At 45.9% G+C, this 16,424-nt stretch carries 16 protein-coding genes; 14 read left to right on the top strand and 2 right to left on the bottom strand.

Annotation, left to right across the window (positions count from 1 at the left end):
• Positions 1-61 precede the first annotated feature (61 nt).
• From purC to purD, 9 genes are read left to right on the top strand one after another with little or no spacing between them, the layout of a single operon-like run.
• Positions 62-790, top strand: a complete 729-nt coding sequence (gene purC, locus QSJ37_RS17025; protein WP_285756383.1) for a phosphoribosylaminoimidazolesuccinocarboxamide synthase — start codon at positions 62-64, stop codon at positions 788-790.
• On the top strand, positions 778-1,032 hold the full coding sequence (gene purS / locus QSJ37_RS17020; protein WP_285756382.1) for a phosphoribosylformylglycinamidine synthase subunit PurS: 255 nt from the start codon (positions 778-780) through the stop codon (positions 1,030-1,032). Before purC ends, purS begins: the two co-directional genes overlap by 13 nt.
• A complete protein-coding gene (purQ, locus tag QSJ37_RS17015; protein ID WP_012749004.1) occupies positions 1,029-1,715 on the top strand; it encodes a phosphoribosylformylglycinamidine synthase subunit PurQ in 687 nt (228 codons plus the stop codon). Before purS ends, purQ begins: the two co-directional genes overlap by 4 nt.
• Complete coding sequence (gene purL, locus QSJ37_RS17010) at positions 1,699-3,927, top strand: phosphoribosylformylglycinamidine synthase subunit PurL (RefSeq protein WP_285756381.1); 2,229 nt, start codon at positions 1,699-1,701, stop codon at positions 3,925-3,927. The genes purQ and purL overlap by 17 nt, the downstream gene beginning before the upstream one ends.
• Complete coding sequence (purF, locus tag QSJ37_RS17005) at positions 3,903-5,315, top strand: amidophosphoribosyltransferase (protein ID WP_285756380.1); 1,413 nt, start codon at positions 3,903-3,905, stop codon at positions 5,313-5,315. Before purL ends, purF begins: the two co-directional genes overlap by 25 nt.
• Before the next feature lie 16 nt (positions 5,316-5,331).
• Positions 5,332-6,372, top strand: a complete 1,041-nt coding sequence (gene purM / locus QSJ37_RS17000; RefSeq protein WP_285756379.1) for a phosphoribosylformylglycinamidine cyclo-ligase — start codon at positions 5,332-5,334, stop codon at positions 6,370-6,372.
• Complete coding sequence (gene purN / locus QSJ37_RS16995; protein ID WP_285756378.1) at positions 6,369-6,953, top strand: phosphoribosylglycinamide formyltransferase; 585 nt, start codon at positions 6,369-6,371, stop codon at positions 6,951-6,953. Before purM ends, purN begins: the two co-directional genes overlap by 4 nt.
• A complete protein-coding gene (gene purH, locus QSJ37_RS16990) occupies positions 6,953-8,491 on the top strand; it encodes a bifunctional phosphoribosylaminoimidazolecarboxamide formyltransferase/IMP cyclohydrolase (protein ID WP_285756377.1) in 1,539 nt (512 codons plus the stop codon). The genes purN and purH overlap by 1 nt, the downstream gene beginning before the upstream one ends.
• A gap of 15 nt (positions 8,492-8,506) precedes the next feature.
• The gene (gene purD, locus QSJ37_RS16985; protein ID WP_285756376.1) at positions 8,507-9,799 is read left to right on the top strand and encodes a phosphoribosylamine--glycine ligase; all 1,293 of its coding nucleotides are present in this window, start codon (positions 8,507-8,509) and stop codon (positions 9,797-9,799) included.
• On the opposite strand, the gene QSJ37_RS18000 is transcribed toward purD, so the two are convergent.
• Together QSJ37_RS18000 and QSJ37_RS16980 are read right to left on the bottom strand one after the other, a co-directional pair.
• On the bottom strand, positions 9,753-9,857 hold the full coding sequence (locus QSJ37_RS18000; protein WP_352177386.1) for an EYxxD motif small membrane protein: 105 nt from the start codon (positions 9,855-9,857) through the stop codon (positions 9,753-9,755). The two genes, purD and QSJ37_RS18000, sit on opposite strands and share 47 nt — an antisense overlap.
• A 50-nt stretch (positions 9,858-9,907) precedes the next feature.
• A complete protein-coding gene (locus QSJ37_RS16980) occupies positions 9,908-10,153 on the bottom strand; it encodes a YgaP family membrane protein (protein ID WP_285756420.1) in 246 nt (81 codons plus the stop codon).
• Positions 10,154-10,246: 93 nt separating this feature from the next.
• Here QSJ37_RS16980 and QSJ37_RS16975 point away from each other — a divergent pair, with 93 nt between their 5' ends.
• The 5 genes from QSJ37_RS16975 (at position 10,247) to pcrA (ending at position 16,413) form a co-directional block, all read left to right on the top strand.
• Positions 10,247-11,992, top strand: a complete 1,746-nt coding sequence (locus QSJ37_RS16975) for an adenine deaminase C-terminal domain-containing protein (RefSeq protein WP_285756374.1) — start codon at positions 10,247-10,249, stop codon at positions 11,990-11,992.
• Positions 11,993-12,065: 73 nt separating this feature from the next.
• Positions 12,066-13,025: a DUF3048 domain-containing protein gene (locus tag QSJ37_RS16970; RefSeq protein ID WP_483313622.1), complete on the top strand. Its 960-nt coding sequence runs from the start codon at positions 12,066-12,068 to the stop codon at positions 13,023-13,025.
• Between the two features lie 13 nt (positions 13,026-13,038).
• A complete protein-coding gene (locus QSJ37_RS16965; RefSeq protein ID WP_062755932.1) occupies positions 13,039-13,374 on the top strand; it encodes a YerC/YecD family TrpR-related protein in 336 nt (111 codons plus the stop codon).
• 93 nt (positions 13,375-13,467) lie between these two features.
• Positions 13,468-14,154, top strand: coding sequence for a heptaprenylglyceryl phosphate synthase (gene pcrB, locus QSJ37_RS16960; RefSeq protein ID WP_285756372.1), 687 nt, complete (start codon positions 13,468-13,470; stop codon positions 14,152-14,154).
• Positions 14,155-14,214: 60 nt separating this feature from the next.
• Positions 14,215-16,413 (top strand): DNA helicase PcrA, encoded by a 2,199-nt coding sequence (gene pcrA / locus QSJ37_RS16955; protein ID WP_285756371.1) that lies wholly within the window; start codon positions 14,215-14,217, stop codon positions 16,411-16,413.
• The last annotated feature ends 11 nt before the right edge of the window (positions 16,414-16,424 follow it).

The following is a 16,424-nucleotide window of genomic DNA, read 5'->3' as shown; positions in this document are numbered from 1 at the left end:
AATCCCTTGCCGATGTACAACTAAAAAAATTCCCAATATTCTGGATTAGGGGGCCTTTTTGATGGTCAAAAAGCTAGCATTGCTATATGAAGGAAAAGCGAAAAAAGTGTATATGACTGATGATGCGAATGTATTATGGGTCGAGTATAAAGATAGCGCCACTGCGTTTAACGGGGAAAAGAAAGCGACGATTGCGGGGAAAGGGCGTCTTAATAACGAAATTACAAGTTTATTATTTTCAAAGCTTTATGAAGCAGGAATTCCAAATCATTTTATTCAAAAATTATCTGCTACGGAGCAGCTTGTCAAGAAAGTGACGATTATTCCTCTAGAAGTGGTTGTCCGCAATGTTGTTGCTGGGAGTCTAGCAAAACGGCTTGGCATCCCAGAAGGAACCCGCTTGGAAAAGCCTCTCATTGAATTTTATTACAAAAACGATGACCTCGGTGATCCTCTCTTATTAGAAGATCACATCGCGATTTTAAAGCTGGCTACCTCAGAACAAATTGCTGTTTTGAAGGAACTAGCTTTAAAAGTGAATGACGTATTAACGAAACATTTCGCAGACCGCCGTGTGAGATTAATTGATTTTAAATTAGAGTTTGGAGTTGATTCAGAAGGAGCGATTTTGCTTGCCGATGAAATTTCCCCAGACACTTGCCGTTTGTGGGATATGGAAACGAACGAAAAGCTCGATAAAGACGTATTTCGCCGTGATTTAGGAAGCTTAACGGATGCCTATGAAACGATTTTACAACGATTAGGAGGAGAGTCAGCGTGTACAAAGTAAAAATATATGTTACGTTACGAGAAAGTGTGCTAGACCCGCAAGGAACGGCGGTGAAGGGAGCGCTCCATAGCTTGTCTTATAAGGAAGTGCAGGATGTACGAATCGGAAAATTTATGGAGCTTGTCATCGAAAAAAGCGAGCGCGATATTGATGTCCTTGTTCGTGAAATGTGTGAAAAGCTCCTAGCGAATACAGTGATTGAAGACTACCGCTATGAAATTGAGGAGGTAGTCGTACAGTGAAATTCGCGGTCATTGTGTTTCCTGGTTCCAACTGTGACGTTGATATGTATCATGCGATTGCCGATGAATTAGGAGAAGAAGTGGAATATGTATGGCATGATGCGGAAAACCTTGATCGATTTGACGCCATTTTGCTTCCGGGAGGATTTTCCTATGGAGATTATCTTCGCTCCGGAGCGATCGCCCGCTTTTCCAATGTCATGAAAGCAGTGAAAAAAGCGGCAGATGAAGGAAAGCCGGTGCTAGGCGTATGCAACGGGTTTCAAATTTTGCTAGAAGCAGGACTGCTTCCAGGAGCGATGCGCCGCAATAACAGTTTGAAATTTATTTGCCGTCCGGTTTCATTAAGAGTCGAAAATAACGAAACGATGTTTACGTCCGCTTACAAACAAGGGGAAGTGATTACGATTCCAATCGCCCACGGTGAAGGCAATTATTACTGTGATGAGCAAACACTGAAGCGGCTGATCGAAAATCGGCAAATCGTCTTTCGCTATCATGGGGAAAACCCAAATGGGAGCTTGGACGACATCGCTGGAATTGTCAATGAAAAAGGGAACGTACTTGGAATGATGCCGCATCCGGAGCGAGCTGTTGATTCGCTTCTTGGCAGCGCTGACGGATTAAAATTGTTTCAATCGATCGTGAAATATTGGAGGGAAACACATGTCGTTACTGCTTGAGCCAACCCCAACAATGATTAAAGAAGAAAAACTGTATCGGGAAATGGGATTAACGGATGAAGAGTTCGCGATGATCGAGAAAATTCTTGGACGTCTGCCAAACTATACAGAAACGGGAATTTTCTCGGTCATGTGGTCAGAACATTGCAGCTATAAAAATTCTAAACCTGTACTAAAAAAGTTTCCGACGGAAGGAAAACATGTGCTTCAAGGTCCAGGGGAAGGAGCGGGCATCGTTGACATCGGAGATGGGCTGGCGGTGGCGTTTAAAATCGAAAGCCATAATCATCCGTCCGCCATTGAACCGTATCAAGGAGCGGCGACTGGTGTCGGCGGGATCATCCGTGATGTATTTTCGATGGGAGCGCGCCCTATCGCTTTGTTAAACTCGCTTCGGTTCGGGGAATTGACTTCTCCGCGCGTAAAATATTTATTTGAGCATGTCGTTGCGGGAATCGCTGGGTATGGCAATTGCGTCGGCATTCCAACCGTTGGCGGCGAAGTGCAATTTGATGCGGCTTATGAAGGAAATCCGCTCGTTAACGCTATGTGTGTCGGCATCATCCGTCATGAAGACATCCAGCGTGGAATCGCATCGGGTGTAGGGAATACGGTCATGTACGTCGGAGCAAAAACAGGACGCGACGGCATTCATGGAGCGACGTTCGCTTCCGAGGAATTGACCGAGCAATCAGAAGCGAAACGACCGGCTGTTCAAGTCGGCGATCCGTTTATGGAAAAATTATTGCTTGAAGCGTGCTTGGAAGTAGTGAAATCCGATGCGCTTGTTGGCATTCAAGATATGGGAGCGGCGGGCTTGACGAGTTCTTCGGCGGAAATGGCGAGCAAAGGCGGTTTTGGCATCGAGATGAACTTAGATCTTGTTCCACAGCGCGAGGCAGGCATGACTCCGTATGAAATGATGCTGTCCGAATCGCAAGAACGGATGCTGCTTGTCGTCAAACAAGGACGCGAGCAAGAAATTTATGAGTTGTTTGCAAAATATGGGCTTGAAGCGAAAGCGATTGGCAAAGTGACCGATGACAAAATGCTCCGCCTTTATTTTCATGGGGAAGTGGTCGCTGAAATCCCGGTCGACGCCTTAGCCAAAGATGCGCCAGTATACCATAAACCGTCGAAAGAACCAGCATATTATCGCGAATTTCAAGCGATGGAACCGTATGTTCCGGCTGTCTCCAACTATGAAGAAACGCTGCTTTCGTTATTAGCCCAGCCAACGATTGCAAGCAAAGAATGGGTGTATCAACAATATGATTACATGGTGCGGACGAATACGGTCGTTGCCCCAGGATCGGACGCTGCGGTCTTGCGCATCCGCGGCACGAACAAGGCGCTGGCGATGACGACCGATTGCAACTCGCGCTACATTTATTTAGATCCAGAAACGGGCGGAAAAATCGCTGTGGCGGAAGCGGCGCGAAACGTTGTCTGTTCAGGAGCGAAACCGCTGGCGATTACGGACTGCTTAAATTTCGGCAATCCAGAGAAACCGGAAATTTTTTGGCAGCTAGAAAAAGCCGTTGACGGAATGAGCGAAGCTTGCCGAGTGTTAGGAACTCCAGTCATTAGTGGAAACGTTTCTTTATATAACGAAACAAATGGAGAAGCCATTTATCCGACACCTGTTATCGGCATGGTTGGACTCGTGGAGGACATTCGTCATATTACTACACAAGCGTTTCAACAAGCAGGCGATCTCATTTATGTGATTGGGGAAGCGAAGCAGGAGTTCGGCGGAAGCGAACTGCAAAAATTGCTAGAAGGCCGTATTTTTGGAAAAGCACCGGAAATTGATTTAGCAACGGAAGCAAAGCGGCAGCAAGAATTGCTGACGGCGATTCAAGCAGGAGTCGTTGCATCCGCGCACGATATCGCAGAAGGCGGTTTTGCGGTCGCGCTGGCGGAATGCGTGATGAGCACAAACGGCCTTGGCGCGAAAGTAACAGTGGATGGGGATATAACGGCTCAATTATTTAGTGAAACGCAATCTCGTTTCATCGTTTCCGTGAAAAAAGAAAATCAAGAAAAGTTTGAACAGCTTGTGGAAGCGGAGCTTATTGGCGAAGTAACAAACGATGGCAAGCTTCTTGTTGAGCGGGCGAGCGGAGAAGTTGTCATTCAGCTTTCAGTCGAGCAAATGAAAAGCGTTTGGAAAGGGGCTATTCCATGCTTGCTGAAATCAAAGGCTTGAACGAAGAGTGTGGTATTTTCGGCATTTGGGGACACGAAAATGCGGCGCAAATAACATATTACGGTTTGCATAGTCTTCAGCATCGTGGTCAAGAAGGAGCGGGAATTGTTGTCGCCCATCAAAAAATGTTGCAAGGACATAAAGGATTAGGGCTTGTTACCGAAGTGTTCAGCAACGGAGAGCTTCAAGCGCTAAAAGGATCGGCCGCCATCGGTCATGTTCGTTATTCAACCGCGGGAGGAGGCGGCTATGAAAACGTTCAGCCGCTTCTGTTCCGTTCGCAAACCGGAAGCATTGCGCTTGCACATAACGGCAATCTTGTCAACGCGATGGACTTAAAGCTTCAGCTGGAGGAGCAAGGTAGCATTTTCCAAACGACATCGGATACGGAAGTGTTTGCTCATCTCATTCGCCGCAGCCATGCGCCGACATTCAAAGAGCGAATTAAAGAAGCGCTCACATATGTCGAAGGGGCGTTCGCTTTCCTGCTATTGACGGAAACAGCGTTGTATGTGGCGCTTGACCCGCATGGGTTTCGCCCGCTTTCCATCGGACGGCTTGGCAATGCATATGTTGTCGCTTCCGAAACGTGCGCGTTTGATGTCGTTGGCGCGACATATGAACGGGAAGTGGAACCGGGAGAGCTAATCATCATCAGCGCGGAAGGAATGAGCTCTGAACGATTTGCACAAGCGCAATCACGTTCGATTTGCAGCATGGAATACATTTATTTTGCTCGTCCAGACAGCAATGTCGATGGCATCAACATTCATACGGCAAGAAAAAATCTGGGGAAACGCCTGGCGCTTGAAGCTCCGGTGGAAGCGGACATTGTCACTGGCGTGCCGGATTCAAGCATTTCCGTTGCGATTGGTTACGCGGAAGCCACGGGTATTCCGTATGAGCTTGGGCTCATTAAAAACCGATATGTCGGACGTACATTTATTCAGCCGTCCCAGTCACTTCGCGAACAAGGAGTAAAAATGAAACTTTCCCCGGTGCGCGGCGTTGTCGCGGGAAAACGCGTCGTCATGGTCGATGATTCGATCGTGCGCGGCACGACAAGCAAACGCATTGTTGCGATGCTTCGTGAAGCAGGAGCGACGGAAGTGCATGTCCGCATCAGCTCGCCGCCGATCACTCATCCTTGTTTTTACGGGATTGATACATCCACAAAAGAGGAATTGATTGCGTCTAATCATACGGTAGAAGAAATCCGCCAAATCATCGGAGCAGATTCCTTGGCGTTTTTAAGTCAGGAAGGGCTGTTAGAAGCGATTGGGCGCCCTCCTCATCTACCATTACGCGGGCAATGTATGGCATGTTTTACCGGAAACTATCCGACAGATATTCATAAAGCGCGGTCGCTGTTTATGGCAACAAAGTAAAAAAGGGGGACTCGACGTGGCAGAAGCATATAAACAAGCGGGTGTGGATATTGAAGCAGGGTATAAGGCGGTCTCCTTGATAAAGCAGCATGTGCAAAAAACAATGCGTCCTGAAGTGCTCGGCGGATTAGGCGGTTTTGGCGGGATGTTCGATTTATCTTCACTCGGCTATCGCGAACCGGTGCTTGTTTCCGGGACGGACGGAGTGGGGACAAAACTAAAAATCGCGTTTATGATGGACTGCCATGATACGATTGGAATCGATTGTGTGGCAATGTGTGTCAATGATATCGTTGTGCAAGGAGCAGAGCCGCTCTTTTTCCTTGACTATATCGCGTGCGGCAAAGCAATACCGGAAAAAATCGCGCAAATTGTCAAAGGAATCGCGGACGGCTGCGTCGAGGCCGGCTGCGCTCTTATTGGGGGAGAAACGGCGGAAATGCCGGGAATGTATGACGAAAATGAATATGATGTTGCCGGCTTTGCGGTCGGTATTGCCGAAAAGTCGAAGCTTGTTACCGGCAGCGCCATTCAAGCGGGAGACGCCCTCATCGGGCTTGCATCAAACGGCATTCATAGCAACGGCTATTCGCTCGTTCGCCGCATCGTTTTCGAACAGGCGAAACTTGCGCTTGATCGCGTCTATGAACCGCTTAGTGTTCCATTAGGAGAAGAACTATTAAAACCGACGCGCATTTATGTAAAACCGTTGCTTAACGTGATGAAACAATTTGAAATCAAAGGAATGGCGCATATTACTGGCGGCGGTTTTATAGAAAACATTCCACGTATGCTTCCGAAAGGATTAGGTGCGGAAATTGATTACGGTTCGTGGCCGATTCCGCCGATTTTTGACTTGCTGCAAGAAAAAGGAAACCTTCTTCGCCGTGATATGTTTTCGATTTTTAATATGGGTATTGGCATGGTGCTGGCGGTAGAGAGTGAAATGATTCATCCAGTGATCGCACGCTTAGAAGAGCTTGGTGAGAAAGCGTATTTAATCGGCCGCGTGAAACAAGGAGAAGGCGTTTCGTTTGCCGGAGGGGCGATGTCATGAAAAATATCGCCATATTTGCTTCCGGCAGCGGAACGAATTTTCAAGCGATTGTCGACGCGGTGAAAAACGGAATTGTGCCAGCAAGAGTAGCGTTATTAGTATGCGACAAGCCGGGAGCGAAAGTGATCGAACGGGCGGAGCGGGAGCGAATCCCTACGTTCGTTTTTTCTCCGAAAGATTACGACTCAAAAGCCGAATTTGAACAAGCGATTTTAGCTGAGTTGCGAAAACACGAGATCGAATTTATCGCTCTTGCCGGTTATATGCGGCTCATTGGTCCAACATTGCTTGATGCATATGAAGGGAAAATCGTCAATATTCATCCTTCGCTGTTGCCGGCGTTCCCGGGAAAAGACGCGATTGGGCAGGCGTACCGCGCAGGAGTAAAAATAACTGGTGTGACGATCCATTATGTTGATGAAGGAATGGATACAGGACCAATCATTGCTCAACGCGCGATTGCCATTCACGAAGGAGAATCGCTAGCACAGCTAGAGGAGCGCATTCATGAAGTGGAACATGAGCTATATCCAGCTGTATTAAAAACATTACTCGAACATGATGGAAAGGATCGAGAATAATGGCAGTAAAACGGGCATTATTAAGTGTGTCGAACAAAGAAGGAATCGTATCATTGGCGAAACAGTTAGTGGAACTCGGTGTAGAAATTATTTCAACAGGTGGAACGAAAAAAACGTTAGAAGAAGCGGGAGTTCCTGTCGTAGGGATTTCCGATGTTACCGGATTTCCGGAAATTTTAGATGGACGCGTCAAAACATTGCATCCGATGATTCACGGAGGACTTCTTGCGATTCGCGACAATGAGCGCCATCAAAGCGAGCTTCGCGAGCATCACATTACCCCAATTGACCTTGTTGTCGTCAATTTGTATCCGTTTCAACAAACGATCGCCAAAAGCGACGTGACGTTTGCCGAAGCGATCGAAAATATTGATATTGGCGGTCCGACGATGCTGCGGGCGGCGGCGAAAAACCATCAATATGTGACGGTTGTCGTTGACCCGGCCGACTATGATACGGTAGTGCAAGAACTAAAAGAACACGGAGATGTCTCGGCAGAAACGAAATTAAAGCTTGCGGCAAAAGTATTTCGCCATACGGCTGCGTACGATGCGATGATTGCGGAGTACTTAACGAATAAAACTGGAGAAGAGTATCCGGAATCATTGACGATCACTTTCGAGAAAAAACAAGCGTTGCGTTATGGGGAAAACCCTCACCAAACTGCGGCGTTTTACAAAAAACCGTTAGGCGCATCTTTCTCGATTGCCCAAGCAATGCAGCTGCATGGAAAAGAATTGTCGTATAACAACATTAACGATGCAAATGCGGCATTGCAAATTGTAAAAGAATTTACTGAACCAGCCGCGGTGGCAGTGAAGCATATGAATCCGTGCGGTGTCGGCGTTGGTGCAACGATTTATGAAGCGTTCACCAAAGCGTACGAAGCGGATCCAACCTCGATTTTTGGCGGCATTATCGCTTTAAACCGCGAGGTCGATAAAGAAACCGCCGAAAAAATGCATGAAATCTTTTTAGAAATCGTGATTGCCCCATCGTTTAGCAAAGAAGCGCTCGATATTTTAACACAAAAGAAAAACATTCGCCTTCTTACCGTTGATTTCACGGCGCCAAACACGAAAGAGAAGCTGCTTGTTTCCGTACAAGGCGGATTGCTTGTTCAAGAAACGGATACGCATACGCTCGATGACGCGGAGATTAAAGTTGTAACGAAACGCGAGCCGACGGAACAAGAATGGGAAGCGTTGCGGTTTGCATGGAAAGTGGTGAAACATGTGAAATCGAACGCGATCGTGCTTGCAAAAGACGGAATGACCATCGGCGTTGGTGCCGGTCAAATGAATCGCGTCGGCGCGGCGAAAATTGCGATTGAACAAGCAGGGGAAAAAGCAAAAGGAGCCGTGCTTGCCTCTGACGCGTTTTTCCCAATGGATGATACGGTGGAGGCGGCAGCGAAAGCAGGAATCACAGCAATCATCCAGCCAGGCGGCTCGATTCGCGACGCAGATTCGATCAAAAAAGCAGATGAATACGGAATTGCCATGGTCTTTACAGGAATCCGCCATTTTAAACATTAAGTTGGAGGGAATAACATGAAAGTGCTTATTATCGGACGCGGCGGCAGGGAGCATGCGATTGCCTGGAAAGCCGCGCAAAGCCCGCTCGTAAGTAAGTTATATGCCGCCCCAGGCAATCCGGGGATCGCTCAAGTCGCCGAGCTCGTTTCGATTGATGAGCAAGATGTCGAAGCGCTTGTTCAGTTTGCGAAACAAGAGGGTATCGATCTTACTATCGTCGGTCCGGAAGCCCCGTTGCTTGCCGGTATTGTCGACCGTTTTGTGGAGGAAGGGTTGCGCATTTTCGGGCCACGCAAAGAAGCGGCATTGATCGAAGGAAGCAAGGCGTTCGCGAAAGAGATGATGAAAAAGTACGGCATTCCAACGGCGGAACATGCAACTTTCACTTCGTATGAAGAAGCAAAAGCGTATGTCGAGAAAAAAGGAGCGCCGATTGTCATTAAAGCGGACGGATTAGCGGCAGGAAAAGGGGTTATTGTTGCTATGACGCTACCAGAAGCAATCGAGGCGCTAAGCGCGATGATGGTTGAAAAACGATTCGGTGAAGCGAGTAAGCAAGTAGTAATTGAAGAATATTTGGAAGGCGAAGAATTTTCGTTCATGGCGTTTGTCCATGGAGAGCGCGTTTATCCGATGGTAATTGCCCAAGATCATAAGCGGGCATATGACAATGATCAAGGACCAAATACAGGCGGAATGGGGGCATACTCTCCTGTACCGCAAATTTCAGCGCAAACCATCGATGCAGCGCTTTCACAAATTATCGAGCCGATGGCGAAAGCGATGGCCGCGGAAGGCAGGCCGTTTACCGGCGTGCTGTACGCTGGACTAATGGCAACGAAACAAGGACCAAAAGTCATCGAGTTTAACGCGCGCTTTGGCGATCCGGAAGCGCAAGTCGTTTTGCCGCGTTTACAAAACGATTTGATCCAAGTGATTTTGGACTTGCTTGCGGACCGCGAAATAGAGCTTACATGGTCAGAAGAAGCGGTGATTGGCGTTGTCTTAGCAGCGAAAGGTTATCCGGGAAAATATGAACGCGGAGCGGTTATTAAAGGATGGGAACAGTTAGGAGAAAATACACTGTTGTTCCACGCGGGCACGATGATGGAAAACGGCGCGTTATGCACAAACGGAGGACGCGTGCTGCTTGTTGCGGCGAAAGGGAAGACGCTAAAGCAAGCACAACAAACGGTATATGAGCAAATTTCCTATATTACATGCGATCAGCTGTTTTATCGCCGCGACATTGGAAATAAAGCTATCGAACGCGCTTTTTCCGCACGTACACAAATGCAAGAGCAATAATGCCGCCGATGAGAGCTGCAAGTACAAATGACATATCTGTTATATATTCGAGTAACATTTCGGACACTCCTTCGGAAAGACTGGCGTCATCAAGCGCCAGTCTCTTTTTTAAGTAGGATTGAACGTCGTTTCATCTTTTATACGTATCGCTTGCTCGCGGCGATTATTTTCAAATAAAGCAGTCATTGGACAAAAACGTGTAATCCCTTCTCCTACTTTCATTGCGGCAAGCACCGCTACAATAAGATAAGAAGCACACCAAGGCCGTCTTGTCATTTTTGCCGTTGCCCATGCAAGCATGGTCAAACCAAAAGTAATACGAATGAGTGCATTGACGATACCGATATTAGCCATCTCCATTTTTCCCTCCTTTTTCATTGTGAAAATGACTTTAATGCGGTAAAATGATTACATGGCATGATTAGGAAAAAAGGGGACGAGATATAGATGAGCGAACAACGTTATCGTTGGAAAAGTTACGAATTGCGTGAACATGTTGCGATTATTGATGGAAAAAAATCACCGACAAAAGTGTTAACGAACGCGACTTATTTACATTCGTATTTTCGTGAATGGTTAAAAGGAAATATTTGGATATATAATGATCGAATTGTGTATGTCGGGGAACGGTTTCCCGATCAGGTCGATGATCAATGTGAAATCATCGATTGCAGCGGTTATATATTAGTTCCTGGCTATATTGAACCACATGCACATCCATTTCAATTATATAATCCCCATTCGTTTGCCCACTATGCATCGAAATATGGAACGACAACATTGATTAACGATAATTTATTCTTTATGTTGCACTTATCAGATGATCAAGCATTTTCTTTTTTAAAGAAAATGAATACGCTTCCGTCATCGATGTACTGGTGGTGTCGATTGGATGGACAGACGGAGCTGGAGAGAGAAGAAGAACAGTTATCCAACGCCAGAGTAAAGCGGTGGCTGGAACAGGAAACGGTATTGCAAGGTGGCGAGCTAACAGGCTGGCCGAAGCTGCTTGCTGGGGATGATCTGATACTTCATTGGATTCAAGAAGCAAAGCGGTTAAGACGAAAAATTGAAGGGCATTTTCCTGGCGCTTCGGAGAAAACGCTTACAAAAATGATGCTTCTTGGTGCTGATAGCGATCATGAAGCGATGACAGGCAAAGAAGTATATATGCGGCTTTTGCACGGATATACCGTGTCATTACGCCATTCGTCCATTCGACCAGATTTACCGACACTTCTAAAAGAAATAAAGGAACTTGGCATTCATCAGTATGATAAGTTGATTCTCACGACGGACGGATCGCCGCCATCGTTTTATGAAGAAGGAGTCATGGACCGCTTGATTCGCATTGCGTTGGAGCATGGTATTCCTGTTATTGACGCATACAATATGGCTACGGTGAACGTCGCTCGCCATTACGGAATAGAGCACCTTCACGGCAGCATTGCGACAGGAAGAATAGCAAACATTAACTTTTTGCGTGCGAAAGAAGATCCAACCCCTGTGCAAGTGCTTGCGAAAGGACAATGGGTAAAGAGAGAGGGAGGGGACTCGATTACATGGCCATCGATCTCATGGAACGACTATAGAATAGAGCCGCTTCGCTTATCCTGGCATTTAACAATGGATGATTTGCAATTTTCAATGCCGATGGGAATGTATATGGAAAACGCGGTGATTATGAAGCCATATTCTATTTCGATCGATACTTCTCGTGACGAGCTGTCCACCGATCATGATGAAAGCTTTTTAGTACTGATGGATCGTCATGGAAAATGGCGTGTCAATACGATATTGAAAGGATTTGCTGTTGGTGTTCACGGACTTGTTAGCTCCTATTCGACTACAGGGGATATTATTTTAATCGGAAAAAGCAAGCAGGATATGTTTCTTGCTTTCCAACGAATGAGTGAAATCGGCGGCGGAATTGTGTTAGTGGAAAATGGAGAAATCATTCACGAAATTCCGCTATCTCTCCATGGCATGATGTCGGAGCAAAGCGTAGAACAGCTGATCGATGAGGAGAAAAAGTTCGTTGAATTATTAAAACAGCGTGGATATCGTTTTGTGGACCCAATTTATTCGCTATTCTTTTTACAATCGACACATTTGCCGTATGTGCGTATTACACAACGGGGAATTTATGATGTAATGAACAAAACAGTACTCTTTCCGCCGATAATGCGTTAAAATAGAAAAGAAAAAGGTTGTGTGGCTGTTGAGAAAACGTTGGCTTATTTTATTTAGTGCACTGTGCCTTTTCATGGGCGGTTGTATGCATGAAGTAAAAGCACCTCAGCCGAAACCGGCACCCGTAGAAACACCAAAACACCAGAACATTTCCACACAGCAAGTGTTTCCGCTAACCGGGCTGCCAGCGGAAGGGGCGGTGAACCATCGCGTTATTGCGGTAATGGTGAACAATCATCCAAAAGCGCGGCCGCAGTCAGGACTGCAAAAGGCAGATATCGTTTATGAGGTGCTCGCTGAAGGGGATATTACACGGCTTTTAGCGTTATATCAAAGCGAATTTCCGAAAAAAGTAGGTCCTGTGCGCAGTGCGCGCGACTACTATATCGAGCTAAGCAATGGTTATCATGCGCTTTACGTTTGCCACGGTTGGAGTCCAGAGGCAAAAGCGATGCTGGAATCAGGGACAACCGATTATTTAAACGGTTTGTTTTACGACGGAACGTTGTTTAAGCGTGTTTCCTTTCGAACAGCGCCGCATAATTCATATATCACGTTTGCCAATATTGAAAAGGGAGCGGCTGAGAAAGGATATTTGCTTCAAGATCATATAGACCCGCTTCCGTTCCGCGTCGATGCCCCGAAAGGAGAACAGGCGGACAAAATCGACATTATTTATTCTCACCGTGGCTATGCTCAAGTGCAGTACAAATATGTGCCGGATCAAAAAAGCTATTTCCGCTATAGTGCGGGCGAACAAACAATCGATTATGATACGCATGACCCTATCCAAATTCAAAACGTATTGGTTATTGCGGCGAAGCATAATGTTATCGATTCATCGGGGCGACGCAGCATTGATCTAGCTTCTGGCGGAAGCGGATATTTATTTCAAAACGGAATCGTCAAGCAAATCGAATGGAAAAATGTGAACGGGCGCATTTTGCCATATGAAAACGGAGCACCGGCCGGCTTTATGCCAGGCAAAACGTGGATCAATGTCGTTCCGGACTTAAACATAGTAAAATGGTAAAGGAGGAAAGGTTATGCAAATCGATAAATTACGCGGCAGGGAAGTGGACCAGCTGTTTAAAGCGATTCTTTCCCTGCGTGACTTAGAGGAGTGCTACCGCTTTTTTGACGATTTATGCACGGTCAATGAAATTCAATCGCTAGCGCAGCGCCTGGAAGTAGCGCGTATGCTTCGCGAAGGATATACGTATCATAAAATCGAAACGGAAACAGGAGCGAGCACCGCGACGATTTCACGTGTGAAACGTTGTTTAAACTATGGAAACGACGCTTATGCAATGGCGTTAGACCGCATTAAAGAAGAAGAGAAACAACATTCCGAAGAAGCAAATAACGCACAGCAGAAGTAAGCAAGGAGATTCCTTCCAAAGAAAAGGAACTCCTTTTCTTTTTGCCGATTTGTTATAATGAAAAAATGGATAAATCAATGGAGGTTTTTCTATATGTACGATATTCGCCAATGGCGTCATGTGTTTAAGTTAGACCCAAACAAAGAAATTAGTGATGAACAGCTTGAGCGCATTTGTGAATCAGGGACGGATGCAGTCATTGTCGGCGGAACGGACGGTGTCACATTGGAAAACGTTCTGGAGCTTTTGGCGCGAATCCGCCGTTTTTCCGTTCCGTGTGTCCTGGAAATATCAAATCTTGAGTCAGTGACACCGGGATTTGATTTTTATTTTGTCCCAATGGTATTAAACAGCCGCGAAAAGAAATGGATTATCGATTTGCATCATGAAGCGGTAAAACAATTTGGCGACATGATGAACTGGGATGAAATTTTTATGGAAGGGTATTGCATCTTACATAAAAATTGCAAAGCAGCAATGCTTACGGATGCGAATACGGAACTTCAAGAAGATGATGTTGTTGCGTATGCGCGCATAGCGGAGCATATGTATCGGTTTCCAATTTTTTATTTAGAATATAGCGGTTCGTACGGAAATCCTGAGCTAGTGCAGCGCGTAAAACAAGTGTTAAAACAAACTCAATTGTTTTACGGCGGAGGAATCGAAACGGAAAAACAGGCAAAAGAAATGGCACAATACGCTGACACGATCGTCGTAGGCAATGTCATTTACGAAGATATAAAAAAGGCGCTTGCGACCGTAAAAGCAGTGAAACAGTAAATTTGTCGATACGGAAAAAGTAATGTAAAATAGAACATATGTTTTCTGGTGGTGATCAATGTGAATTTTTTGTCGGAAAAATTACTCGCTAACTTAAATGAGCAGCAACAAGCAGCGGTAAAGACGACGGAAGGGCCGCTTCTCATTATGGCGGGGGCGGGGAGCGGGAAAACGCGTGTATTGACGCATCGGATCGCTTATCTAATGGCGGAAAAACGCGTCGCACCGTGGAATATTTTAGCGATTACATTTACAAATAAGGCGGCGCGTGAAATGAAGGAGCGCGTGCAGGGGCTTCTTGGCGGAGCAGCCGAGGAAATTTGGATTTCCACGTTTCACTCCATGTGTGTCCGCATTTTGCGCCGCGATATTGATCGCATCGGCATTGACCGCAATTTTTCCATTTTAGATACGACCGACCAACTCTCTGTTTTAAAAAATATTTTAAAAGAAAAAAACATCGATCCGAAAAAATTTGATCCACGCGCGATACTCGGCACGATCAGCAATGCGAAAAATGAATTGCTCACCCCTGAAAAATTCGCGAAAAAGGTGAGCAGCTACTATGAAAAAATCGTCAGCGACGTATACGAAGAATATCAGAAGCGGCTTTTGCGCAACCATGCGCTCGATTTTGACGACTTAATTATGACAACCATTCAATTGTTTGAGCGTGTGCCGGAAGTGTTGGAACATTATCAATATAAATTTCAATACATTCATATTGACGAGTATCAAGATACAAACCGGGCGCAATATGTGCTTGTCAAAATGCTTGCGTCGCGTTTTAAAAACATATGTGTTGTCGGTGATGCGGATCAGTCGATTTATCGCTGGCGCGGAGCCGATATTCAAAACATTTTATCGTTTGAAAAAGATTATCCGAACGCGAAAGTCATCTTGCTTGAGCAAAACTATCGCTCCACCAAGCGGATTTTGCAAGCGGCAAACGAAGTCATTGAACACAACGTGAACCGTAAGCCGAAAAAACTATGGACGGAAAATCCGGAAGGACAAAAAATCGTCTATTACGAAGCGATGAACGAATCGGATGAAGCGCAATTTGTCGCTGGTAAAATAAAAGAATATGTGGACAGCGGAAAACGACGATATTCTGATTTTGCCATTTTATATCGCACAAATGCGCAATCGCGGGTCATGGAAGAAGTGCTTTTGAAGTCGAACATTCCTTACAAAATTGTCGGCGGTTTGAAGTTCTATGACCGTAAAGAAATTAAAGATGTTTTGGCATATTTGCGGGTGATTGCAAACCCGAATGATGATATTAGTTTGCTGCGCATCATTAATGTGCCGAAACGCGGTATCGGTGTTTCCTCGATCGATAAAATCGTAAGCTATGCTTCCGAAAACGGATTATCGGTATTTGAAGCGCTCGGTGAACTGGAACATATCGGACTTTCTGCCCGCACCGCTGCTTCATTGATCGAATTTCGACGTCAGCTCGAACAATGGGCGCAGCTGCAAGAATATGTTTCTGTCACAGAACTAGTCGAAGAAGTGTTGGACAAGTCTGGTTATCGAGAGATGCTGAAAGCGGAAAAAACGTTGGAGGCGCAAAGCCGATTAGAAAACATCGATGAGTTTTTATCGGTAACGAAACATTTTGAAAATGTAAGCGAAGATAAGTCATTAATTGCGTTTTTAACAGACTTGGCATTAATTTCTGACATTGACCAGCTAAATGAAATGAACGGTGAAGACCAGGATGCGGTAGTGTTAATGACGCTCCATTCGGCAAAAGGGCTGGAATTTCCGGTTGTCTTTTTAATCGGGATGGAAGAAGGGATTTTTCCTCATAGCCGTTCACTTGACGATGAAGATGAGATGGAAGAAGAACGTCGCCTCGCTTACGTGGGGATCACCCGCGCGGAAGAAGAGCTGTTTTTAACGAGCGCGCAAATGCGGACATTGTTTGGATATACAAATATAAATCCGGTATCCCGTTTTATTCGCGAAATTCCAGAAGAGCTAGTGGAACGAGTAAACAAACGAACGTCATGGACATCGGCCGCGGCGGGAAAACAAACGACTGTCCGTAAAATCGCAATCGCCTCTTCTACTGGCGGAGAAGCGATCCCTTGGAAAGTTGGAGATAAAGTCGAACATAAAAAATGGGGAATCGGCACCGTTGTCAGCGTTCGCGGAGAAGGAGATGATAAAGAGCTTGACATCGCGTTCCCAAGCCCGATTGGAATTAAACGGCTGCTTGCGAAATTTGCTCCGATTACAAAGGTGTAAGAAAGGAGAAA

This window comes from Parageobacillus sp. G301, assembly GCF_030268025.1.
In the GTDB taxonomy this organism is placed as follows: Bacteria; Bacillota; Bacilli; order Bacillales; family Anoxybacillaceae; genus Parageobacillus_B; species Parageobacillus_B toebii.
Note: the sequence above shows the minus strand (reverse complement) of the source record. Positions and strands in the feature narration are given on the sequence as shown.